Source organism: Rhodococcus sp. SB1D, from assembly GCF_048573875.1.
In the GTDB taxonomy this organism is placed as follows: Bacteria; Actinomycetota; Actinomycetes; order Mycobacteriales; family Mycobacteriaceae; genus Rhodococcus_F; species Rhodococcus_F qingshengii.
The window spans coordinates 457,640-480,302 of record NZ_JBMAIQ010000002.1; the positions used below are offsets into that span (position 1 = coordinate 457,640).

The following is a 22,663-nucleotide window of genomic DNA, read 5'->3' on the forward strand; positions in this document are numbered from 1 at the left end:
TCAGTTCTCCCGAATTGTGGATCGTGGGTCGATGAGAGCGAGCACCACGTCGACGATGAAATTGATGAGAAGGACGATGGCGCCGTAGATCACGACCAGTGTCTGGGCGAGCGGGTAGTCCTTCTCGGTGATGGACTTGACCAGCGCCATGCCCATGCCGGGCCAGGCGAAGATGCTCTCGATGAGCACGGTGCCGGCAATCAGACCACCCAGGAGGAGTCCGGCGAGCGTCAGCGTCGACGTCATGAGGTTGGGCATTGCATGACGGAAGTAGATTCGTGCCACGGGCATTCGCTTGGCGCGCGCCGTACGGATGTAGTCCATGTCCAACACGCCGAGCGCCTCTGCACGGACGATGCGCGACATCGAGGCGATGGCACCGATCGACATGGCCGCGACCGGGAGGATGTAGCTTTCCGGTCCACCTCGGCCGGCGACGGGCAGAACAGGGAACGTGACGGCAAAGAGGTAGACCAGCGCCGTACCGAACATGAACTCGGGGATCACGGCGATGGTGCCCGACGTTGCGGTGTAACCGATCTCGACTCCGCGTCGTCGACCGTTGCGGGTCAGTGCAGCGAAGATGAGGCCGATCGGAATGCCCACTAGCAGCACCGTGACGACTGTGAGTACAGCCAGTTCGAGTGTTGCCGGTAGGCGGGACGCGATCACCTCGAAGACCGGAGTCCTCAAGGTGATCGAGTCACCGGGATTCCCGCTCAGCAACCCGCCGACGAATCGGAAGTACTGCTGCCACAAGGGAAGGTCGTAACCGAGCTGAGACCTCGTTGTCTCGACCAGTTCGACCGGTGCGTTCATTCCCAGTGCCAACCGAACCGGGTCTCCCGGAATCAGTTGGAGCATCAGGAACGCCGCAGTCACCAGCGCCCAGAGTGAAATCACGAAGGTGCCGAAACGACGCAGAAGATATGCGGGCCAGCTGTCGGACTCGAGCCACTTTGCTCGAGCCTGAGGCGCCGCTTCTGGTTTCGCGGCTTCAATAGTTTGACTCATGGGCTGTCTTTCCGGAGGGCGGGATGCTGGGGCGGGAAGATATTTCAGAGTGGGCGGACGGCCTACTGGTAGAGACGCAGCGCAGAACCGTTGAGCGACTTGCCGAATGAGAGTCCGGCCTTGTTGAAGTACACGTTCATGACGGAGTCTGCGAAGGGCACGGCCGCGATCGTCTTGGTGAGCTCCGACTCGGCGTCGGCCCAGGCGTCACAAGCGTCGCTACCGGTCAGACCGGAAGCCTTGGTGGCTGCTGCTTCGTAGGCGGGGTTGCTGACCGATCCGAAGTTCTTGCCTGCTGCGGGAACCGGCCCGGCAAAGTACGCAGTGAAGGTGCTGGGCAGCGAGGAGTTGACCTGGACCCAGGCGATGTCCCAGGCAGAGTTGTCCTTGCCGCTCAGAATGACGTCGATGATCTTGTTCGAGTCGCCCCCGGTCACCTCGACGTTTGCGCCGAGTTCGGACCACGCCGACTGAGCAAGTTCGGCCGCCGCGTTGCGCGGATCGTCGGTGCCGTCGTACACGAGGCGGAGATTGAGCGGCTTGCCATCCTTGCTTCGCTTGCCGTCAGCGCCGGCGGTCCAACCAGCGCCGTCCAGTGTTGCCTTGGCGGCAGTGAGGTCGAAGTCCGGAATGTTGCCTGCGACAGAGTCGTAAACGCAGGCGCGCGGTTCGACAGCGACGAGGCTGGTTGCCCGGACCCCGTGTCCGGCGGTGATGACCTGAGTGAGGTCGTCGAGATCGACCGCTTGGATCAGGGCCTTGCGCACTGCGGGATCGCTGGTGGGATTACTCGCGATCTGGTTGAAGTACATCTGGCCTGCCGGCAGAGGCCGACCGACGGAGTCCAGATTGGCTGCCGCGACGCGGTCCTTGTCCGGACCGGCGATCGGAGCTGCGTTGAGTTCACCCGAGAGCAGCTGATTTGCGGCGGTGCTCACGTTCGGCGACATGGCGGCGACGACCGTCTTGGGGACGCCCGGGGTGTCGGAGGTCGTGCCGTCGGGGCCCCAGTTGTAGCCCTCGCGACGCTGGAACGTGTAGTGGTCGTTGGCGGCAACTTCGGTGACTTCGAACATGCCGGTGCCGAGCGACTTCTTGTTCGACGCTGTCGGATCTTTCAATCCGGCCTCGCACAGGATCGGCAGGCGACCGACGTTGAGAAGAAGGAACGGGCTCGGCGCCGGAGTGGTCACCGTGACAGTGTGCGTTGCAGGATCGGCAGTCGCAGTGGCGCCGGTCGGCACGGAGGACCCGCGCAACTGTGAACCGTTGTCCGGGTTGGCCACGAAGTTGATGTTGTCCGCGACGGTCTGCGGTGTCAGCGTCGATCCGTCGGTACAGGTCACCCCGTCACGGATGGTGAAGGACGCCGAGGTCGGGGTCTCCTCCCACTTCTCCGCCAACCACGGTCCGACTTCACTGGTATCGGGATCCTGGTAGATCAGGTAGTCGTACGCCAAACGAGACAACTCGGCGGTCGCCGAGGCGGCCGACATGATCGGGTTGAGTGCACCCGGATCGGCCTGCAGGGCGAAACGGAAGGTCCCGTCGGTGGCCGGTTCACCGCCACTGGCGCCCGAGGACGTGCCTCCCGAGCCACAAGCAGACAACACAAGCGTGAGCCCTGCGGCTGCCGCAAGTGTTGGATAGAAGCGGTGTTTCATGGTGCCTCCGTGATGGAGCAGGGGCCCGAGCGAAAAACGTGAGGGCGCGGTTGAGTGTTGACTGCTAAATCTTGGCGCATGACGTGACGCGCATCTCTGTCGATCCTCACGAAAATCGGGTCGATTTTCGTCCGCTCCCACGAAAACCGTCAGGATCAGTGAATACCTGTCCGTATACCGACAGCGACCGGCGAAACACGACGATTTCCCCGGTCGCTACCGGCGGTCTACTGGTACAGGCGCAGGGCCGAACCGATGAAATTGCGGCCGAATGCAAGACCCGCATTGTTGAAGTAGAGAGTCGTGATCTTGTCGGCAAAAGGTACCGCCGAGTTTGCTTTGATGATCTCGGACTCAGCGTCTGCCCAAGCGGCACAAGCGTCCTCGCACGTCAGCCCGGAAGCCTTGGTGACGGCTGCGTCGTAGGCCGGGTTGGAGATCGACGCAAAGTTCATTCCCGCAGCGGGCACCGGACCGGAGAGGAAGGGGACCAGCATGCTGGGCAGCGCGACGTTGATCGGCTCCCACGCGACATCCCACGCCGTGTTGTCCTTGCCGCTGAGTGCGACATCGAGAATCTTGTTCGAGTCTCCACTGGTGAGTTCAACGGTGGCGCCCAGGTCGTTCCACGCGTTGACTGCGACGTCGGCGGCAGCATCGGTCGCGTCGCCGAACGTCTCGTAGACCATCCGAATTCGGAGCGGTGTGCCGTCCTTGCTGCGTTTACCGTCCGCGCCGACCTTCCAGCCCGCAGACTCGAGAGTTGCTGCGGCCGCACTGGTATCGAAGTCCGGTAGGTTTCCGGCGACAGAGTCGTAGATGCAGGCCCGCGGTTCGATGGACACCATCGTGGTCGATCGGGTTCCGCGGCCGGCGGTGAAGATCTCGGCGAGGTCGTCGAGATTGAGAGCCTGGACCAGCGCCTTGCGTACGGCAGGATCGCTCGTCGGATTGCCGGGACTGTGGTTGAAGAACATCTCGCCCGCTGGAGCAGGCTGCTTGACGGTATCCAAGTTCGCGGCGTTCATGCGGTCCTGATCGGGGCCGGAGACGGCAGCGGCATTCAGATCACCGGACAACACCTGGTTGGCCGCTGTGCTGTTGTTCGTGATGATGGATGCGACGACATTCTTGGGTACACCGGCAGTGTCGGAGGTAGTGCCGTCCGGTCCCCAGTTGTATCCGTCGCGCCGAACGTAGGAGTAATGATCGTTGGCGACTGCCTCGGTCATCTGGAACATGCCCGACCCGAAGGTCGTCTTGTTTGCCGCCGTCGGATCCTTCAACCCGGCCTCGCACATGATCGGTATTCGCGCCAGGTTGAGAAGCAGGAACGGAGAGGGTTCCGGAGTTGTGACCGTTACGGTCCGGGTCGCCGGGTCGGCGGTGGCAGTTGCAGTTGCCGGTGCGTACACCCCGCGGAGAGCGGATTTGTTTGCTGCGTTGGTGATGAAATTGACGTTGTCGGCGACGGTCTGGGCAGTCAGAGCGGATCCGTCGTTACAGGTGACGCCGTCGCGAATGGTGAAGGACGCGGAAGTGGTTGTCTCTTCCCATTTCTCGGCGAGCCACGGCTTGGTTACGCCGGTATCGGGATCCGGATGGAGCAGATAGTCGTAGCTCAGACGCGCCAGTTGGTGCGCCGGCGAAGCGGCGGTCATCAGCGGATTCAGAGCGCCGGGGTCGGCCACGAGAGCCAATTTGAAGGTGCCGTCCGTGACGGGTTCACCCCCACCCGAACCCGATGAGCCACCCGTTGAGCACGCGGTCAGGGCAAGAACGGTGCCAGTTGCCGCAGCCAGTAGTGCGTAGGACCGTTGTTTCATGGTGCCTCCGGAAGGTGTGGTCCCGCCCGAGTGACGCGAGGTCTGTCGGGTCAGGAGCAAAAGACGATTGCTTGAATCTTCACCCAACAAAAGAACGAGAACATCGTCCGGATTTACGAATGTTTCGTGAGACTTGGTAGATCGCTACAACATTGTCGGATGGAAGAGACGAAGCTGGAGCATCAGGCTGAATCGAGTTTCCGGATCATCGAGATCGATGCCGGCAATCCCGGCAAGCTTCTTGAGGCGGTACCGGAACGTGTTGACGTGGATGTGAACCAAGGACGCAGCAGCCGGAATGTCGCCGAACGTGTCGAGCCAGGCGCGGAGCGTGTCGACAAGGTTGATGTCGTGACTGCGGTCGTACTCACGCAGTACCGCGAGCGGACCCGATGCGGTCTCGTTCTCGTCCGCCAGGGCGTCGGAGAGGCGCAGAAGTAGGGAATTGATCTGCACGTCGTCGGCGCACGCGACGGTCCGGCCCGAAGAATTCCACGTCGACCTCAGAACGCGAAGCGCTCGGTCGGCTTCGTCGCGTGACTTCTCCAGCGTCATCACGTCGGCCACTGTCGCACCGATTCCGATGACCACCGACTTTTCCGAACGGGAACGGTCTGCAAACTCCGACGCGATCCGACGCACGTAGTCGTCGTCGGTCTGATGCCGGGTGTGTGGGATGACGGCGTAGACGGTGCCGCCGATCGCTGCCGCCACCGACAACGGAAATACTTGGTCGAGATAGGTATTGAGTGTCAGGGCCAGTTGATCGACATCGGCTTCGGCCTCCAACGATGCACCGGCGCCGCTACGGAAGCCGGCCGCAAGTACGTTTGCCTTCGAGCGGCCGTAGCCCAGTCGCTCGGCCGCTTCCTTGGCCGAAGTGCCGCCACTCAGTAACGTGATCACCTCGCCCAACCTCAGCCGTCGTGCCGAATCCGCGGCCAGCTTGGCGCGAAGTAAACTCATCGCGGCCACGCCCGCCGCCTCGACGAGCGTTTTGACCTGCAATTCGTTCGGCTCCTCGTCCAAGATCACCCAGATCGAACCGAGGATCTGCGATGCCGCATGTATTCGCATGCCGACGCGGGGCCTGATGCCCGGCCCGATACCCGGTAGAAATACCGGCAGGGTAGAGCCGTAGATCTTGTTGAAATACCCCATTGACCTGAGCCGATCGGAATAGTGCTGCGGCACTTGATGTCCGAGGACACTCTGCTTACGTGCCTCGTCGCCGAAGGCTTGATCCGCCGAGAACGCGAGGATCCGGCTCGACTGATTCTCGATGGTGACCGGGCCGTTCAATACCTGAGCGATCGAGTTGGCAAGATCGAACAGGTCGGCGTCGGCGGCCGACGTGCGGTCCCCGTTGTTGCCGGATTCGAGGATCTCGTTGATCAACGACGCGCTTTGCAGCCAGCTTGCATCCTTGACCATTCCGAGGAGTGCGACGTCGGTGTCGGCCACCGCCTTCTCGACGAGGCCGTCGAAGTCCAGGGGCTCTTTGACGATCAGCGCTACCGCACCTGCCGAGCCGTATTCTCTTACCGCCGTTGCGATATCGGCCGAACCTGCGAGACCTGCGCCGAGTACGACGGCGCCCGCACTGTCCTGGGTAGCTTCGGACCCTTCGTGCAGGGTCACGCGGCTGACAGTGCGGGCGCCGTCGACGGTGTCGCCACCGCTGAGGAACGTCATTCCCAGTCTGTCGACGATGTCGACGATCGATACTCCCGTAGGTGTGGTCACCACCACACCTTAGGGGGAGCGGGGTCGATCAGTTGTCTGGTTGCCCTGCTCAGTTGCTGGGCTGCTCCGCCACGGCCTTCTCGACGAACCGGCGGGTCTGATCGAACGCCGCGGGCACCTGGACGGAATCGGTCATGTCACTGATCTCGGACCACCGTTCGGCGACGACCTCGGGGGAGAGTGCGCCTTCGGGGATGTAGACGCCCTGCGACTCCTCCATGCGAGCGATCGCGAAGACGCCGGCGCCGGCGCTGAGGATGGTCTTCGTCGGTGCGTCATCGGAGACCATGAACAGTGCGCCGGGTGAAATCGATTCGGGTGCAAGCAGAGCGAGAGTCTTCTCGTCGAGGAGGTCTTCGGTCATGCGGGTCGCGGCGGTCGGGGCCAGCGAGTTGACGCGGATGCCCTTGCGTTCGCCCTCGATGGCGAGAACGTTCATCAGGCCGACGACGCCGGACTTCGCGGCGCCGTAGTTCGCCTGGCCGAAGTTGCCGTAAATTCCCGATGCCGACGTAGTCATGAGGATGCGTCCGTAGTTCTGTTCGACCATGTGCGGCCAGACTGCCTTGGAACAGATGACGGAACCCATCAGATGCACGTCGATGACTTTGCGGAAGTCGTCGAGCTCGGCCTTGATGAACGACTTGTCGCGCAGGATTCCGGCGTTGTTGATCAGGATGTCCACGCGGCCCCACTTGTCCACGGCCGTCGCGACCATGGCGGCAACGGCGTCGACGTCGGTGATGTCGCAGTGGTCCGCGATGGCCTCGCCGCCCAGCTCGACGATTTCCGCCACTACTTTGGCGGCTGCGGTATCAGCGCCGCCACTGCCGTTGACCGAGCCACCCATGTCGTTGACGACGACGCGTGCGCCGCGTGCGGCGAGGGCCAATGCGTGTGAACGGCCGAGTCCGCCGCCTGCGCCCGTGATGATCGCTACCTTGCCGGAAAAATCCAACGACATGGGAAAACCTCTCTGATCTGGGATACTACTCAGTATTACTATGCGATGGCGTGGAAACAGTCAAGGGCCGGCAGGCAGTGTGAATGGGAGTGGAAGTCGAATGAGTAGTGATCTTCCGGACGTGCGATCCGCGATCATCACCAGCGCCGCCGACGCCTTTGCCGAAGACGGTTACGCAGCCACGACTGTAGATTTACTGGCCGATCGAATCGGCGCCACCAAAGGTCTTGTCTACTACCACTTTCGTTCGAAGTTCGACATCTACCTGGCAATCTACGAGCGCGGGATGAGCCTGCTCCGCGCTGAGGTCGAGTCTCGGATGGGCGGGGCAGAAAGCGGCCTCGCGCGTCTCGAAGCGATGTCGCACGCCCACCTGGTCAATCTCATGACACATCTCGGGTACCACCACACGATCCACCAAGGTGTCCGGGGTCAGATGAACTCCGCGCTCAAGCCGAGGCAACAGCAAGTCCTCGTGGAACTGAATTCGCTGCGACTCGACTACGAGAATCTGTTCGTCGACGTGATGACCGAAGGTGTCGCGGATGGTTCCATTCGTGCGGGCTCACCTCGAATGGCGGCAAAAGTCCTCCTCAGCAGTCTCAACGGCATCGACCTCTGGTACCGAAGGCGTGAAGGGCAGACGTTGGCGGAGACGGAGTCGTTGGCGGACCAGATCGTCGAACTGTTGATCGGCGGATTGCGCGCTGCGAACTGACTGAAAGCTGCATTCGTCGAGCGGGTTTTCTCCGACCGGTTCGTGCTGTCCTGCGGCTTGTCGTTCGGTTTGTCGTGCTCTGACAGTCGGGGTAGCATGTTGGCGTCGTGCGCGGACTTGCGTAGGAATTCAGGGAAGAGGAGGTGTGGCTGTAATGCGTGGCCAACCTCCGAGTACCAACTGAAGCTGTAGCCGCCCGGGTTGATCCGGTATTTTGCTGCAGCTTCATCGTGTGTTCATCGGCTTCGGCTTTGCTGTGAAGCAAGCGTCGTCGTTCACTCTTCCCTCGAAAGCTGTTCAGCATGCGCGAATTTCGTCGTTCACGTTCGGTACTGCCACGTCGTTCCGCGGGGCTCGGTGACTCACATCCCGGACACTCGCGTGCCGCACGCACCGTCGTCAAGGCTGCCCCGCCCGAGGCGGTGGCGCCCGTCGAATCGACCGTCGTCAACAGCGGCGTGTACCGCGACGGCGAGCGGATAGCGTCACCGTCCACGCTGGCGGAAGCACTGTCATGCCTTCCGGATTCGCAGTCGATGGCGTGGATCGGCATGTACCGGCCCGACGACGCCCAGTTGTATGCCGCTGCACAACATTTCGACCTCCACGAACTGGCGGTCGAGGATGCGATCGTCGCGCACCAGCGCCCCAAGCTCGAGCGCTACGGTAAGACGCTGTTCGTGGTGCTGCGTGCTGCGCGGTACCGCGACGAGACCGAGCGGGTCGAATTCGGCGAGTTGCACATCTTCTGTGGTCCGAACTTCATTCTGACCGTCCGTCACAGTGAATCGCCGGATCTGTCGGCGGTGCGGACTCGCATGGAGAACGATCCTGACCTGTTGCGGTTGGGTACCGAGGCCGTTCTCTATGCCATTCTCGACGCAGTCGTCGACGGGTACGCCCCGGTGGTGGCCGGCCTGCAGAACGACATCGACGAGATCGAAACCGAAGTATTCAGTGGCGATCCCGGAGTTTCGCGTCGCATCTACGAACTGACCCGTGAGGTGATCGAATTCCAGCGGGCGACGCGTCCGCTGCTGGGAATGCTGCGTGGGTTGTCGGCAGGGTTCGACAAGTACCACACGGACGAGGAACTCCAGCGATACCTGCGCGACGTCACCGACCATGCGACGACGGTGGTGGAGCGGGCCGACGGCTTTCGTCAGTTGCTCGGAAACATCCTCACGGTGAACGCAACTCTGGTGTCGCAGAACCAGAACGAGGAGATGCGCAATCTGACGCAGGCGAGCTACGCGCAGAACGAGGAGATCAAGAAGGTCTCGGCGTGGGCGGCAATTCTCTTCGCGCCGACGCTCATCGGAACCGTGTACGGAATGAACTTCGACGACATGCCGGAGCTGCACTGGCACTTGGGCTATCCGTTTGCACTCTCGATGATGTTCCTGACCTGTGGAAGTCTCTACACGATCTTCAAGCGTCGGGGCTGGCTGTAGAAAGCGCCGGCTGTAGAAAGCGCTGTGCGCCTTGCCAACCGAGATCGGTTGTCAAGGCGCACAGGTGTTTTTCGGGAGGGCGCTCGAATCAGAGCGTTGCGACGCAGACCGTGAACTTACGTTCCGGGTGCTCGAATCCCGAGTCTGCCCCCGAACCGCATTCGTCGATCGACGTGGAGTTCTGCAGGATTTCGACGACCTCGACTACATTGGTGCCGCTGGTATCCGAGCATTCGATGCGGGCGGGCTCGTCCATTCCGCTGCCGAGGTCCATGCATCCGCCGACTACCCAGTCGACGTCGAGACAGACAGCGCCCTGCTCGTCACCCGCGAGGGTCTCGTAGTAGTACGAGTCGACATCGGAGGCACACAGATCAGAGGTGGGAACCTTGGCGACCACCTTGTAGTTGGAATCCTTGCTACCGCAGTCCGCGTTGTCGATTTCCGCGGCCGTCGTGGTGCCTCCGAGCTTGACGCAATCACCGATCGACACGTCGATGTCGACGTCGCCGCCGTCGTCCGAGCCCTCCTGGCCGGTGATCTTCGAGGTGGTCGGGGCCGCGGAGGTAGTGGTCGAATCGGCAACCGAGGAAGATGATTCCGCAATGGCTTTCGGCTCGATGTCGGAACCGCAACCGACGGTGAAGGCGGCGATTGCAGAAGTTGCGATCACCGCAGTGCAAAGTCGCCGGACGATTCCGGACATAAGGACCCCTTTGTTGATTCTTGGATAATTCTGTTGGTTCGTGGATTGTTCGGGACCTATTCCAATACATCGGTAGTCGAATTGCCAACCGGACTGTCAGTATGGGTAGGTGGAGCTACCCCTGATGCCGCCGCTTGCCCCGATGCTCGCGAAGGCTGCGGCCACTGTGCCGCCTCAGCCCGAGTCCGGTGACCCGACGTGGTCGTACGAGCCGAAATGGGACGGATTTCGAGCAATCATCTTTCGTGACGGTGACGAAGTGGTGCTCGGATCGCGAGGAGGAAAGGACCTGGCGCGGTACTTTCCCGAAGCGGTGGAAGCCGTCAAGTCTGAATTGCCCGAAAAATGTGTGGTGGACGGAGAACTGGTGGTTCCCCGTGAGATCGACGGTGTGACGCGCCTGAGTTGGGAAGCGCTCTCCGAGCGGATTCACCCCGCCGCGAGCCGCGTCGCATTGTTGTCGGAACAGACGCCAGCGCAATTTGTCGGGTTCGATTTACTGGCGCTCGGGGATCGCGACGTCTCGATCGAGGACTTCGGGGTCCGACGTGCGCTGCTCCTAGATTCCGTCGGTGGCGGTCCGAGTTGCCACGTCACGGCAGCGACGGCCGACAGCGCCGAAGCAATGGCCTGGTTCGAAACCTTCGAAGGCGCGGGCCTCGACGGGGTTGTCGCCAAGAAGCTGGCGGGACCGTACCTGCCGAACAAACGCGAGATGATCAAGGTGAAACACGCCAGGACCGCGGATGTCGTACTGCTGGGCTACCGTCCCCACAAGAGTCAGCCAGGTATCGGGTCGATGCTTCTGGGTCTGTACGACGGTTCCGAATTGAAGATGATCGGTGGCGCTTCGGCTTTCACCGCGGCGCGGCGGATCGAGTTGTTGGCCGAACTCGAACCTTTGCGCCTCGGCGACGACGTTGTAGCCGAGGGAGAGGCCAGCCGGTGGAGATCGGCCGCAGACCGCTCCTGGATTCCGCTTCGTCCTGAGCGGGTGCTCGAAGTGGCGTACGACCAGATGGAAGGGGAACGCTTTCGGCACGCCGCACGATTCCTGCGCTGGCGTCCGGACAGGGTGCCCGACGAATGCACATTCGATCAGTTGGAGGTTCCGGTGCGATACGACTTCGCGGATGTTCTTGCAGGTGGTAAGTGATGGCGAGCCCGGCAGAGGAACTGGACGTCGACGGGATCGCGGTCCGATTGTCGAGCCCGGACAAGATCTACTATCCGCAGTTGGGTGAGGACGGCGGAACCAAACGGCATCTTGTCGAGTACTACCGAACGGTGGCGCTGCAGGGTGCAGCGTTGCGGGCGCTCCAAGATCGGCCCACGCATCTTCAGCGATTCCCCGACGGCATCGAGGGCGAAGAGGTTTACCAGAAGCGGCTGCCGGCAAAACGGCCCGAGCACGTCGAATCCTGCGAGGTCACGTTCCCGTCGGGTCGCAAGGCCGACGTCCTTCGAGTGCGAAGTGCTGCGAACATCGTGTGGGCCGCCAATCTCGGGACTGTCACGTTTCATCCCTGGGCCGTGCGGTGCCCGGACACCGACCACCCGGACGAACTGCGCATCGATCTCGATCCGCAACCGGGGACCGGGTTCGACGAGGCCGTTGCCATCGCGGACGAGGTCCTTCGCCCTCTGCTCGCCGAGTTGGGATTGGAAGGATTTCCCAAGACGTCCGGTGGCCGAGGCCTTCACGTCTACATCCCGCTCGAGGCGCGCTGGGATTTTGTCGAGGTCCGTCACGCGGGTATCGCCCTTGCTCGTGAAGTCGAGCGTCGTAGTGCCGATCGCGCCACAACCGCGTGGTGGAAGGAAGAGCGGGGTGAACGGATCTTCATCGACTTCAATCAGAATGCCCGTGACCGGACGATCGCGGCGGCGTATTCCGCTCGTAAGACGCCGATCGCAACTGTGTCGACGCCGGTGACCTGGGACGAACTGCGCGACGTGCATCCAGACGACTGCACCATCGCCACGGTTCCCGGCTTGCTCGCCGATCGTGGTGATCCGATGGAAGCCATGCACGACAAGGCCTTTGCCCTCGATGTTCTGTTGGAGATGTGGGAGAAGGATCTGGCGGCAGGACTGGGCGATCTGCCGTACCCGCCGAACTATCCCAAAATGCCCGGTGAACCCAAACGTGTTCAACCGAGCAAGGACCGCGATCGGAAGAACAAAGACGGGTAGCGTCAGAGGCGGACATATCGGGTAATTCGATCAGACGTCGAATGTACGGTCACGTCGAATGCACTGTGGGGGTTGGATATGGATCGCCGGAAAATGCGAGCAGCAAGCTTAGCGGCGGGCGGTGTGATTCTTGCCGCCTTCGGATTGTCACTCGGTAGCGGAACAGCGTCAGCCGCGACGTTGGATTGTTCGGCGCGCGGGCAAGATCAGACGATCGTCGACGGGTCATCCGCATGCCGAGCGGTGGCAGATCCCTCCAGTTACGCGATTTCACACGTCGAGGGCGACGGCGTCGGCGTCGCGGATTCTCGAGACGGCGGCAGGTCGGCAGGCCTCGGCCTCTTCGGCGGCGTTGCTGCGGCGGAGTCGCGCGGTGGGTTACTTGCCGCGGTCGCGTACGGCCCGGGTTCGCTCGCACTCGGTCGCACCGACTCCTCACCCTTTGCCGTGGTGCTCAGCGGACCTGGCGGCAGAGCGGCAGTGGGTGACGCGGACGTCGGGGCGATCTGCTCAGGTGGTCCCACCCTTGTTTTCAATATCGCCACAGGTCAGGGATGTTTCAGCGACGGCACTTCGACGTGGGTCACCCCGTGAGGGCACCCCGGCCCTGAGCCTCTTGCGTGACAGTGGTCACAATGGTGTCAAGCTCCTGCCACCGATCGGGTGACCGGGCAACTTGATCAGCGGGGATCGGAGGACGCGATGACTCCCAGTGCACGACGGGGTTCACTCGCCCGGGTGGAGGTGCCTTCGCGCACCGAGCTGTACGTGGACCGGCGATTCCTTCCCTTGGCCGACCGCTTCTTCGCGATGTATCGCCAACCGCAACAAGGCGGCGGCGCGCTGGTCGTGTACCTGGGAGGCGAGAAAGTTCTCGACATCTGGGCCGGCAATGCCGATCGTGATCGGCGCTGGGACCACGACACGGTGTCGCTGTCGTTCTCGACCGGCAAAGGCGTCGCCAGCACCGTCGTTCACCGACTCGCCGAACGTGGGTTGATCGACTACGACGCCCCGGTTGCTCGGTACTGGCCTGAATTCGCGGCGGCCGGCAAGGACAAGATCACCGTCCGCGAACTGATGTCACATCGCGCGGGCCTTCACCGAGTTCGCGGCTTGATGCCGCATCCTCTCGACCTGATGGACTACGACGCGGTCGTTGCCGCCCTGGCTGCCGAGAAACCGGATCCGCGTCGGCTTCGAGGCCCCGGCTATCACGCTGTGACCTACGGCTGGTTGGTAGCCGAACTTGTGGCCAGGGTGTCCGGTCAGCCGTTCATCGACGTCGTACAAGCGGAGATAGCGAAGCCCCTCGGAGTCGACGAATTCTGGTACCGCGTACCCGAAACCGAGCGTCCACGGATCGCGAAGCTGTTCCCACATATCAACCCTGCCGGCTTGAACTGGGCCTTCGCGTCGACCGTGCTCTCACACGTCGGTCCGACTCGCGGACTCGCGGAGGCCGCGATGCCGGACGGTTTCGACGTCATGGTGCGCAACCCGGCTGTCCACGACGCCGTCATGCCGGGCTGGAACGGAGTGTTCAGCGCGCGTGCTCTCGCGAAGATGTACGGCGCCATCGCGAACGGCGGCGTGATCGACGGGAAGCGGTTCCTGAAGGAATCGACCATCGACCAGATGTCGACCATCCAGACTCGCGATCGGGATTACGTGCTGGCGGTGCGGCCCAACTGGACTCTCGGTTACCACCCGCCAATCATTGCCGCGCGGCGGCAGCCGCGGAATGCGATAGGCCACTACGGAGTCGGCGGTTCAGGCGCGTATGCGGACCTGTCCAGCGGACTCTCGCTCGGTTTCACCACCAACAGGTTGGGTAGTGCTGTGACAGCTCTCGGTGATCTTCGCCTTGCGAGGCTCGGCGCCGAGGCGCAGGAGTTGGTTCGTCGAATCTGACACGAAGGGAATGCCATGAGCAGCAACGTGTACCGGGTGACCGAGATCGTCGGCTCGTCCACCGAGAGCAGTGACGCGGCAATTCGCACCGCCATCGCCCGGGCGAACGAGACGGTGCGCAACCTCGAATGGTTCGAGGTGGTGGAAACTCGCGGTCACATCGAGAACGGCGCCGTGGCGCATTTCCAGGTCACGTTGAAGGTCGGCTTCCGGCTCGACGGCGACGAATCTTGAGTCGTCGTTCATGAGTGTTGATCTCAGGGCGGCCGTCGGGTTTATGGCGGGACATGCCAGGACTCTCGATCGGCATCGGCTGAATTTGATTCTCGGACAGGGTGACCGGGCCGCGGTTTGTGCGGCCGTGGACGGTTATCGCAACCCGGACGGTGGGTACGGCTGGGGACTCGAACCGGATCTTCGCTCGGCAACCAGCCAACCTGGCGGAGCGCTGCATGCCTTCGAAGCCTTTGCCGACATCGGAACGCCGACGCCCAGAGCGGTCGAACTGTGCGACTGGTTGCAGACCAATTCGCTGGCAGGCGGCGGTTTACCCTTCGCCTTCCCGATTGCAGACCCAGCCGGGTGTGCGCCCTTCTGGGTGGATGCAGATCCGTTGGCGCCGTCGTTGCAGATCACCAGCATCGTGTGTGCTGCAGCGGCTCGCGTTGCCGAATTCGACGAGGCCGTCGCCGAACATCCGTGGTTCGCCTCTGCCGTTCGATATTGCCTCGACGCGATCGACGGGGCGGATTCTCTGCATGCCCTCGAGCTGGCCTTTGCCTTGCAGTTTCTCGACGCGGTTCACCGGAACAGTCCCGAAGCGTCGTCGTTGGTGAGCACTCTTGGTTCGCGTATCCCGGCTGACGGCTTGGTTCACGTGGACGGGGGAGCCGAGGGCGAATTCATGCGGCCCCTCGATTTCTCACCGCTTCCCGGCGGCCCGACCCGCGCGTTGTTCGACGCATCAGTGATCGAGTCCGAACTGTCTGCGCTCGCTGCGCGACAACATGGCGACGGCGGTTGGGCGGTGGATTTCGACAGCTATTCACCCGCCGCGGCGTTGGAATGGCGAGGTCACGCCACCGTGCAGGCGGTGTGGCTGCTGAAGCGCAATGGGGTGATCTGAAAACGATTCTCGCGCCAAATTGGAACACGTTATAGTCTGGGAACCAGTTCGAGCTTCGTGTTTCAGGGATAGGGGAATGTCATGGCGTATGTGATCACGCAGCCGTGCTGCAACGACGCCTCGTGTGTTGACGTGTGTCCGGTCAATTGCATTCACCCGACACCGGACGAAGCTCCGTTCGCGACCACCGAAATGCTCTACATCGATCCCGACACCTGCATCGATTGTGGTGCGTGTGTGGACGAGTGCCCGGTCGAGGCGATCTTCCCGGACAACGAACTCGACGAGGACGACGCGCCGTACCTGCAGATGAATGCGTCGTACTTCGAGAAGCATCCGATGGGCCCGGATTGGCCCGAGCCGATCACGATGGCCAAGATCGATCCCGAACTGGGAACGCTGAAAGTGGCGATCGTCGGCTCCGGCCCCGCAGCCTGCTATGCGGCGATGGAACTGACCGGCAAGCCTCGCGTCGAGGTCGACATGTTCGATCGGCTTCCCACTCCCTACGGATTGGTGCGCGCCGGCGTGGCGCCGGATCATCCCGGAACCAAGGGGGTCACCGATCAGTTCCGCGCCGTCGTCGCGAAGAAGACTGTGCGCTGCCACTTCAACGTCGAGGTGGGCACCCACATCTCGCATTCGGAACTCTTGGACCATCACCACGCAGTGATCTACGCGGTGGGCGCTGCCGGGGATCGCAAGCTCGAGATCCCGGGCGAGGATCTGCCGGGAAGTCACGCCGCCACCGAGTTCGTCGCCTGGTACAACGGCCACCCGGGATATGCCGATCGGACTTTCGATCTGTCCGGCGAGCGAGCGGTGATCGTCGGAAACGGCAACGTCGCACTCGACGTCGCACGCATCCTGGTGACCGACCCTGACCAGCTTGCGAAGACGGACCTCGCCGAGCATGCATTGGAAGCGCTGCGGAACAGCAAGATTCGTGAGGTGGTCATTCTCGGGCGTCGTGGGCCGGCGCAGGCCGCGTACACCAATCCCGAACTGTTGGCGCTCGGACAGATGGCGAACGTGGACGTAGTCGTCGACCCGATCGAAGCCGAACTCGACGAGGCCAGTCAGGCGTTCGTGGAAAGCGATGCCGCCGAGCCGTCCGTCCTGCTCAAGGTCAAGCAGGCGCAGGAATTTGCTTCGCGTACCGCAGATCCTTCTCGCAAGCGGATCGTTCTCCGGTTCCTCACCTCTCCCGTCGAGGTCCTCGGCGACGGTGCAGTCTCACAGGTGAGGATCGTGAAAAACCAATTGGTGGCAACGCCGACCGGTCAGCTCTCCGCCCGGCCTACCGAAACCGAGGAGACGATCGACACTTCACTGGTGCTTCGGTCGGTCGGATACCGCGGCACACCGATGGCCGACTTGCCCTTCGACGACGCTCGCGGCGTGATCCCCAACGAGAACGGCAGAGTAATCGACACCGAGACCGGCACGCCGATCCCGGGTGTCTACGTCGCGGGTTGGATCAAGCGCGGACCGACTGGCGTGATCGGCACCAACAAGTACTGCTCCGCCGAGACCGTGTCGATGATCTTCGACGACTTCGCTGGTGGGCGCCTCGCCACCCCGACCGAGGATGCCGACAAGTTGCAGGTTTTGTTGGCAGACCGGTCGCCGGATCAGGTGGACTATCAAGGTTGGCAGCGGATCGACAAGGCAGAACGCGCATCCGGTGCCGCAACCGGACGGCCGCGAACCAAACTCATCTCCATCGAATCCATGTTGGCGGCTGCCCGGAGCGAGGGATAGCAACGTTTGGGCGAACATCCGAATTGCTCGATTGCCGCTTTTGTGTGTTAATGACTATGGAAATGTGCGGTTTGCTCTCTTCGGCGTGCTCGGGTGTGTAGGTGTGCTCCGAGCGGGTGCGTCCGAATGGTGCATCGGCATCGGTACCAGGCGGGTATCGATGCCGGCCGCGCACGATCCACGTGAGTACGTGGTCAGTCGAGCGAAGGTAGTGACATGGGCAGCAAACAGGGTCGTCGGACGTCACGGGTTGCCGTGGCAATCGTCGGAGCAGTGGCCGCCGGCCTCGCTCTGGCCGGACCCTCCGCGGCTGTTCCGCTCTTTCCCGGTGGACCCGACATTCCGTTGCCCGTGATCCCCGGCGTTCCGTACCTCGACCCGGCAATTCCGGTTCCGGGCATCCCGGGTACGCCGATCCAGGCGCCCATCGGCGTCCCCAACTTCTCCGCGCCGTCGCTCAATCCGTCCGCGGGTGAGACAGTCGGCATCGCGCAGCCGATCATCATTCGTTTCAACGAGGCCGTCGGCGACCGTGCCACGGCCGAGCGCGCGATTCGCGTGACCACCGATCCGCCGGTCGAGGGCAGCTTCTACTGGATCAACGACAGCCAGGTCCGTTGGAAGCCGACACAGTTCTGGCCGGCGAACATCTCCGTGACCGTCGACGCCGGTGATTCGCACTCCACGTTCAACATCGGTGACGCACTCGTCACCGTCGCGGACGACAACACCAAGCAGGTCACCGTCACCCGCAACGGTGAGGTCGTGCGCACCATGCCGACGTCGTTCGGCAAGCCGGGTCACGAAACACCGAACGGCACGTACATCGTCGGCGAGCAGTTGCGCGACATGTACATGGATTCGTCCACGTACGGCGTCCCGATCGATTCTCCCGAGGGTTACCGCACCTACGTCGAGTACGCGACACGAATTTCCTACAGTGGCATCTTCGTCCATGCCGCTCCGTGGTCGGTTGCGCAACAAGGTTTCACCAACGTCAGCCACGGCTGCCTCAATGTCAGCACCGAGGACGCCAAGTGGTTCTTCGAGAACGCAGGCAAGGGTGACCCGGTGATCGTGCAGAACACCGCAGGTGGAGTCCTCAGCGGCGCCGACGGATTGGGCGACTGGAACCGCTAGACATCGACGAGGAAGGCCCTGCGCGAGAAGTATTCGCGCAGGGCCTTTTTCGTGTCGCGTTCAGCTCGAGTGTCTTGTACGTTCACCATTCATTCGTTGCGGGCGGTCAGACTGCCTCAGTGAGATCGAGTCCGGAAAGAACGCTGCCCACATCAGGCAAGCCAGGTCTGTGGGGCAGACCATGGCGTGATTACGCGCTGTTCGCGCTCTTGGTAGGTCCCAATCTCGCGTTGCTGATCTTGTTCACCTATCGCCCGCTGGTGGACAACATCCGACTTTCGTTCTTCGACTGGAACATTGCGGACCCGAAGGCGACGTTCATCGGGCTGAGCAATTACCGCGAGTGGTTCGGACGAAGCGACACCTGGCAGATCGTCACCAACACAGTGGTATTCACATTGGTCACAGTGGTGGGTTCGATGGTCATCGGTTTGGCGTTGGCCATGCTGCTCGATCGCAAGCTCGTCGGGCGAAACCTGGTCCGGTCGGCCATCTTCGCGCCGTTCGTGATCTCCGGTGCAGCGATCGGTGTCGCGTTTCAGTTCGTCTTCGACCCCAACTTCGGCCTGATCCAGGATCTCCTGCACCGTGTCGGACTCCAATCGCCCGACTTCTATCAGGATCCCCACTGGGCGCTGTTCATGGTGACGGTGACATACATGTGGAAGAACCTCGGGTACACGTTTGTCATCTATCTCGCTGCACTGCAAGGAGTTCGGCAGGAGCTGAACGAAGCTGCCGAAATCGACGGCGCCAAGCCGTGGACCAAGTTCCGCCGGGTTCTCCTACCTCAGTTGCGCCCGACGACGTTCTTCCTCTCCATCACCGTCATGCTCAACTCGCTCCAGGTCTTCGACATCATCAACGTCATGACCCGAGGTGGTCCGCTGGGTACAGGGACGACAACGATGGTCTACCAGGTGTACAACGAGACGTTCCGAAACTTCCGGGCGGGCTACGGTGCGACGGTTGCCACCATCATGTTCCTGATCCTGCTGATCATCACCGTCTACCAGGTTCGTGCCATGGATCGGGGAGAAGAGAAATGACAGCGGTAGAGGAAAAGAAAAGCGCTGCTCCGACTTCCGTCGTTAGGCCGGGGCCGGACCGCAAGAACGTGGACCGGCGTGAGGTCGGTGTGAAGATCCTCGGCTATGCGGCAATGGTGATCGCGTTGGTCATCATCGTCCTGCCGCTCTACTGGATCGTGATGACCTCGTTCAAGGAGCGCCCGGAGATCTACACGCAGCCGGCAACGTGGTGGCCGTCGTCGCTGCATCCCGAAAACTATTCGGAAGCAACCACATCGGTCCCGTTCTGGATGTTCTTGCGGAACTCGATAGTGATCACGACGATTCTGTCGGCGGCGAAGTTCGTTCTGGGGACTCTCAGCGCCTATGGGCTTGTTTTCCTGCGCTTCCCGGGGAAGAACTTCGTCTTTCTCGGAATCATCGCCGCATTGATGGTTCCGAACCAGATCACCGTGATCTCGAATTACGCGCTCGTGGCAGAGTGGGGCTGGCGTAACACGTTCCAGGGCATCATAGTTCCGCTCGCGGGTGTAGCCTTCGGTACGTTCCTCATGCGCAACCACTTCCTCTCGATCCCTTCGGAGATCGTCGAGGCGGCGCGGATGGACGGAGCCGGCCACTGGCGGTTGCTCTGGCGCGTGGTGCTCCCCGTTTCCGGACCCACGATGGTGGCGTTCGGCATCATCACGGTGGTCAACGAATGGAACGAGTACCTGTGGCCGTTCCTCATGTCCGACGATTCCTCGGTAGCACCGCTGCCGATCGGATTGACCCAACTGCAGAACAACGACGGACTTACCAACTGGGGTCCGGTCATGGCAGGAACGGTGCTGACGATGCTACCGATCCTGGTGATTTTCCTTCTGCTGCAACGACACATGATCAAGGGCCTCACCTCCGGTGCGGTCAAGGGCTGACAGCTTTCCCGTCACATTTCTTTCTCGAGGAGCAGTAATGGCAAACATGAACAGGCGCGGATTCTTGAGCCTCGGCGGTGCAATCGCCGCCGGCGCCGCACTGACCGCGTGCGCGGGATCCGGCGGGTCGAGCGCTGATGCTGCGGGAACATCCGGTGCGTCGGGTGATTCCAACACCATCACCTTCTGGTCGAACCATCCGGGTAAGTCCACCGACGTGGAGAAGGAACTGATCAACCGCTTCCAGACCAAGTACCCGGACCTGAAGGTCAACTTGGTGGACGGCGGCAAGAACTACGAAGAGGTGGCACAGAAGTTCAACGCTGCCCTCTCCGGTGGAGATGTGCCCGATGTGGTTGTGCTGTCGGATGTCTGGTGGTTCAACTATGCACTGGCCGGGGCAATCGAGCCGCTCGACGGACTCTTCTCCGAGGTGGGGGTCGACTCGGCCGACTACGTCGATTCACTGCTCGCCGACTACCTGTTCCAGGGCAAGCACTATGCGCTTCCCTACGCGCGGTCGACGCCGTTGTTCTACTACAACAAGGCGGTCTGGTCGCAGGCAGGTCTTCCCGACCGTGGGCCGGCGACATGGCAGGAGTTCGACGAGTGGGGACCCGAGCTGCAGAAGGTCGTGGGCAACGGCAAGTTGGCACACGGGTGGGGCAACGCGAAGGATTACCTCGGCTGGACCTACGAAGGCCCAATCTGGACGTTCGGCGGCTCGTACTCCGACCAGTGGAATCTGCAGCTCGACAACGAGAAGACCATTGCCGCAGGGCAGTTCCTCTCCAGCATGATTCACGACAAGAAGTACGCCGCGGTCTCCACTGACATCGCAAACGAATTCGGTACCGGCATTCTGGCGTCGACCATCGCGTCGACGGGCGATCTGTCCGGCATCAAGAAGACTGCCAACTTCGACTTCGGCACCGCTTTCCTCCCGGCAGTGGACGGAACTCCCGGTTGCCCCACCGGCGGTGCCGGGCTTGCCATCCCGTCCAAGATCTCCGATCAGCGTAAGAAGAACGCGCTCAAGTTCATCGACTTCATCACCAATGGTGAGAACACGGCGTACTTCTCGCAGAACGTCGGCTACATGCCGGTCCGCAAGTCGGCAACCTCGGAGCCGAGCATGAAGGCGTTCCTCGACGCGAACCCCAACTCCCGTACCGCTGTGGATCAGCTCTCGCGTACGCGCTCGCAGGACTACGCACGCGTGTTCGTCCCGGGTGGGGATCAGATCATCGGCACCGGACTCGAGCAGATCGCTCTCCAGAAGGCCGACGTCGCATCGACATTCGCCGGCGTTGCCACGCAGTTGCAGCAGATCATCGACCGGCAGATCACCCCCAAGCTGCCGAAGTAGTAGGAGAGAACACTCATGGCCAACGTGCAATTCGCGGGAGTCACGCACCGCTACGAAGGAACCGATCGACCGGCAGTCGACCGTCTCGACCTCGACATCGCCGATGGTGAGTTCCTGGTACTCGTAGGACCTTCCGGTTGCGGTAAGTCCACCAGCCTGCGAATGCTCGCCGGTCTCGAGTCCGCGTCGGACGGCCGGATCGAGATCGGCGGCACGGACGTCACGCACCTCGCTCCGCGAGCACGTGACGTCGCCATGGTGTTTCAGAGTTACGCGCTGTACCCGAACATGACCGTCGAGCAGAACATGGGTTTTGCGCTCCAGAACGCGGGAGTGGGAAAGGCCGAGCGACGGGAACGGGTACTCGAGGCCGCGCGGATGCTCGAACTCGAACCCTTGCTCGGACGGAAACCGGCAAAGCTGTCGGGCGGGCAACGTCAGCGAGTTGCCATGGGTAGAGCCATCGTTCGCCATCCCAAGGTGTTCTGCATGGACGAACCACTCAGTAATCTGGACGCCAAACTGCGCGTCAGCACACGGTCGCAGATCGCCGCCCTACAGCGTCGACTCGGCACCACGACGGTCTACGTCACCCACGATCAGGTCGAAGCGATGACGATGGGGGACCGAGTGGCGGTGATGCTGGACGGTCGCTTGCAGCAGGTGGCGAAGCCGCGCGAACTCTACGACAACCCCGTCAACACCTTTGTGGCCGCCTTCATCGGATCGCCCGGCATGAACCTGATCGAAGCGCCGGTCGAGGGAACCGTCGCAGTGCTCGGTGATCTGCGGATTCCGCTGCCCACCGGGGCGTCCGAGCGGGAGCGGGTCGTCGTGGGAGTGCGCCCGGAATCGTGGGATCTGGTGGGAGCGTGGCGAAAGGGCTCGCTGGCCGTGGATGCCGATCTGCTCGAAGAGTTGGGAGCCGAATCGTTCGTCTATGCAAAGGGTGCCCCGGATTCGCAGTGGCAGAGCCGATCCGGTCGAATCGTCATTCGCGTCGACCGGAAGATGTCGGTGGCACCGGGGGAGTCGCTTCATCTGCTGCCCAAGGCCGGCGAGGTGTACTTCTTTTCCGCGGAGACCGGAGTACGTCTGTAGCGATACTGTGTGC

Annotated in this window: 20 protein-coding genes; 14 read left to right on the forward strand and 6 right to left on the reverse strand. The window is 62.1% G+C overall.

What is annotated here, in order from left to right:
- The 5 genes from ACN50D_RS07715 to ACN50D_RS07735 form a co-directional block, all read right to left on the reverse strand.
- The gene (locus tag ACN50D_RS07715; protein WP_003940249.1) at window positions 1–1,014 is read right to left on the reverse strand and encodes an ABC transporter permease; all 1,014 of its coding nucleotides are present in this window, start codon (window positions 1,012–1,014) and stop codon (window positions 1–3) included.
- A 62-nt stretch (window positions 1,015–1,076) separates the two neighbouring features.
- On the reverse strand, window positions 1,077–2,678 hold the full coding sequence (locus tag ACN50D_RS07720) for an ABC transporter substrate-binding protein (RefSeq protein ID WP_211920868.1): 1,602 nt from the start codon (window positions 2,676–2,678) through the stop codon (window positions 1,077–1,079).
- A gap of 227 nt (window positions 2,679–2,905) precedes the next feature.
- On the reverse strand, window positions 2,906–4,504 hold the full coding sequence (locus tag ACN50D_RS07725; protein ID WP_211920866.1) for an ABC transporter substrate-binding protein: 1,599 nt from the start codon (window positions 4,502–4,504) through the stop codon (window positions 2,906–2,908).
- A 144-nt stretch (window positions 4,505–4,648) separates the two neighbouring features.
- Entirely contained in the window at window positions 4,649–6,250 is a 1,602-nt protein-coding gene (locus ACN50D_RS07730) for a PucR family transcriptional regulator (RefSeq protein ID WP_211920864.1), read from the reverse strand.
- Window positions 6,251–6,299: 49 nt separating this feature from the next.
- Window positions 6,300–7,214, reverse strand: coding sequence for an SDR family NAD(P)-dependent oxidoreductase (locus tag ACN50D_RS07735; protein WP_007731375.1), 915 nt, complete (start codon window positions 7,212–7,214; stop codon window positions 6,300–6,302).
- A gap of 100 nt (window positions 7,215–7,314) precedes the next feature.
- Here ACN50D_RS07735 and ACN50D_RS07740 point away from each other — a divergent pair, with 100 nt between their 5' ends.
- Together ACN50D_RS07740 and ACN50D_RS07745 are read left to right on the forward strand one after the other, a co-directional pair.
- Window positions 7,315–7,932, forward strand: a complete 618-nt coding sequence (locus ACN50D_RS07740) for a TetR/AcrR family transcriptional regulator (protein ID WP_007731377.1) — start codon at window positions 7,315–7,317, stop codon at window positions 7,930–7,932.
- Window positions 7,933–8,234: 302 nt separating this feature from the next.
- Window positions 8,235–9,386: a magnesium and cobalt transport protein CorA gene (locus tag ACN50D_RS07745; RefSeq protein ID WP_007731382.1), complete on the forward strand. Its 1,152-nt coding sequence runs from the start codon at window positions 8,235–8,237 to the stop codon at window positions 9,384–9,386.
- Window positions 9,387–9,474: 88 nt separating this feature from the next.
- Here the strand turns inward: ACN50D_RS07745 and lppU are convergent, their stop codons facing one another.
- Window positions 9,475–10,092: an LppU family putative lipoprotein gene (gene lppU / locus ACN50D_RS07750; RefSeq protein WP_007731384.1), complete on the reverse strand. Its 618-nt coding sequence runs from the start codon at window positions 10,090–10,092 to the stop codon at window positions 9,475–9,477.
- A gap of 109 nt (window positions 10,093–10,201) precedes the next feature.
- Here lppU and ACN50D_RS07755 point away from each other — a divergent pair, with 109 nt between their 5' ends.
- The 12 genes from ACN50D_RS07755 to ACN50D_RS07810 all read left to right on the forward strand — a co-directional run bounded on the left by ACN50D_RS07755 (window position 10,202) and on the right by ACN50D_RS07810 (window position 22,650).
- A complete protein-coding gene (locus ACN50D_RS07755; protein ID WP_211920862.1) occupies window positions 10,202–11,248 on the forward strand; it encodes an ATP-dependent DNA ligase in 1,047 nt (348 codons plus the stop codon).
- The gene (ligD, locus tag ACN50D_RS07760; protein ID WP_003940248.1) at window positions 11,248–12,288 is read left to right on the forward strand and encodes a non-homologous end-joining DNA ligase; all 1,041 of its coding nucleotides are present in this window, start codon (window positions 11,248–11,250) and stop codon (window positions 12,286–12,288) included. The genes ACN50D_RS07755 and ligD overlap by 1 nt, the downstream gene beginning before the upstream one ends.
- Before the next feature lie 78 nt (window positions 12,289–12,366).
- Window positions 12,367–12,882, forward strand: a complete 516-nt coding sequence (locus tag ACN50D_RS07765) for a DUF6764 family protein (protein ID WP_039973227.1) — start codon at window positions 12,367–12,369, stop codon at window positions 12,880–12,882.
- A 108-nt stretch (window positions 12,883–12,990) separates the two neighbouring features.
- A complete protein-coding gene (locus tag ACN50D_RS07770) occupies window positions 12,991–14,202 on the forward strand; it encodes a serine hydrolase domain-containing protein (RefSeq protein ID WP_003940004.1) in 1,212 nt (403 codons plus the stop codon).
- A 15-nt stretch (window positions 14,203–14,217) separates the two neighbouring features.
- Window positions 14,218–14,436 (forward strand): dodecin, encoded by a 219-nt coding sequence (locus ACN50D_RS07775; RefSeq protein ID WP_003939815.1) that lies wholly within the window; start codon window positions 14,218–14,220, stop codon window positions 14,434–14,436.
- A 10-nt stretch (window positions 14,437–14,446) separates the two neighbouring features.
- Complete coding sequence (locus tag ACN50D_RS07780) at window positions 14,447–15,328, forward strand: hypothetical protein (RefSeq protein WP_211920860.1); 882 nt, start codon at window positions 14,447–14,449, stop codon at window positions 15,326–15,328.
- Window positions 15,329–15,409: 81 nt separating this feature from the next.
- Window positions 15,410–17,092: an FAD-dependent oxidoreductase gene (locus tag ACN50D_RS07785; RefSeq protein WP_211920858.1), complete on the forward strand. Its 1,683-nt coding sequence runs from the start codon at window positions 15,410–15,412 to the stop codon at window positions 17,090–17,092.
- Between the two features lie 216 nt (window positions 17,093–17,308).
- On the forward strand, window positions 17,309–18,232 hold the full coding sequence (locus tag ACN50D_RS07790) for a L,D-transpeptidase (protein WP_007731397.1): 924 nt from the start codon (window positions 17,309–17,311) through the stop codon (window positions 18,230–18,232).
- A gap of 74 nt (window positions 18,233–18,306) precedes the next feature.
- Window positions 18,307–19,281 carry a carbohydrate ABC transporter permease gene (locus tag ACN50D_RS07795; protein ID WP_003940557.1) on the forward strand — a complete coding sequence of 325 codons (975 nt, stop codon included), beginning with the start codon at window positions 18,307–18,309 and terminating at the stop codon, window positions 19,279–19,281.
- Window positions 19,278–20,180 (forward strand): carbohydrate ABC transporter permease, encoded by a 903-nt coding sequence (locus ACN50D_RS07800; protein ID WP_003939837.1) that lies wholly within the window; start codon window positions 19,278–19,280, stop codon window positions 20,178–20,180. The genes ACN50D_RS07795 and ACN50D_RS07800 overlap by 4 nt, the downstream gene beginning before the upstream one ends.
- A 37-nt stretch (window positions 20,181–20,217) precedes the next feature.
- Window positions 20,218–21,549: an ABC transporter substrate-binding protein gene (locus ACN50D_RS07805; protein ID WP_003940485.1), complete on the forward strand. Its 1,332-nt coding sequence runs from the start codon at window positions 20,218–20,220 to the stop codon at window positions 21,547–21,549.
- 15 nt (window positions 21,550–21,564) lie between these two features.
- Complete coding sequence (locus ACN50D_RS07810) at window positions 21,565–22,650, forward strand: ABC transporter ATP-binding protein (RefSeq protein WP_054187729.1); 1,086 nt, start codon at window positions 21,565–21,567, stop codon at window positions 22,648–22,650.
- Window positions 22,651–22,663: the final 13 nt, after the last annotated feature.

Coding starts and splice junctions, on each gene's coding strand:
- ACN50D_RS07715 (WP_003940249.1), bottom strand. CDS start 1,014: ATGAGTCAAACTATTGAAGCCGCGAAACCAGAAGCGGCGCCTCAGGCT.
- ACN50D_RS07720 (WP_211920868.1), bottom strand. CDS start 2,678: ATGAAACACCGCTTCTATCCAACACTTGCGGCAGCCGCAGGGCTCACG.
- ACN50D_RS07725 (WP_211920866.1), bottom strand. CDS start 4,504: ATGAAACAACGGTCCTACGCACTACTGGCTGCGGCAACTGGCACCGTT.
- ACN50D_RS07735 (WP_007731375.1), bottom strand. CDS start 7,214: ATGTCGTTGGATTTTTCCGGCAAGGTAGCGATCATCACGGGCGCAGGC.
- ACN50D_RS07740 (WP_007731377.1), top strand. CDS start 7,315: ATGAGTAGTGATCTTCCGGACGTGCGATCCGCGATCATCACCAGCGCC.
- ACN50D_RS07745 (WP_007731382.1), top strand. CDS start 8,235: ATGCGCGAATTTCGTCGTTCACGTTCGGTACTGCCACGTCGTTCCGCG.
- lppU (WP_007731384.1), bottom strand. CDS start 10,092: ATGTCCGGAATCGTCCGGCGACTTTGCACTGCGGTGATCGCAACTTCT.
- ligD (WP_003940248.1), top strand. CDS start 11,248: ATGGCGAGCCCGGCAGAGGAACTGGACGTCGACGGGATCGCGGTCCGA.
- ACN50D_RS07765 (WP_039973227.1), top strand. CDS start 12,367: ATGGATCGCCGGAAAATGCGAGCAGCAAGCTTAGCGGCGGGCGGTGTG.
- ACN50D_RS07770 (WP_003940004.1), top strand. CDS start 12,991: ATGACTCCCAGTGCACGACGGGGTTCACTCGCCCGGGTGGAGGTGCCT.
- ACN50D_RS07775 (WP_003939815.1), top strand. CDS start 14,218: ATGAGCAGCAACGTGTACCGGGTGACCGAGATCGTCGGCTCGTCCACC.
- ACN50D_RS07780 (WP_211920860.1), top strand. CDS start 14,447: ATGAGTGTTGATCTCAGGGCGGCCGTCGGGTTTATGGCGGGACATGCC.
- ACN50D_RS07785 (WP_211920858.1), top strand. CDS start 15,410: ATGGCGTATGTGATCACGCAGCCGTGCTGCAACGACGCCTCGTGTGTT.
- ACN50D_RS07790 (WP_007731397.1), top strand. CDS start 17,309: ATGGGCAGCAAACAGGGTCGTCGGACGTCACGGGTTGCCGTGGCAATC.
- ACN50D_RS07800 (WP_003939837.1), top strand. CDS start 19,278: ATGACAGCGGTAGAGGAAAAGAAAAGCGCTGCTCCGACTTCCGTCGTT.
- ACN50D_RS07805 (WP_003940485.1), top strand. CDS start 20,218: ATGGCAAACATGAACAGGCGCGGATTCTTGAGCCTCGGCGGTGCAATC.
- ACN50D_RS07810 (WP_054187729.1), top strand. CDS start 21,565: ATGGCCAACGTGCAATTCGCGGGAGTCACGCACCGCTACGAAGGAACC.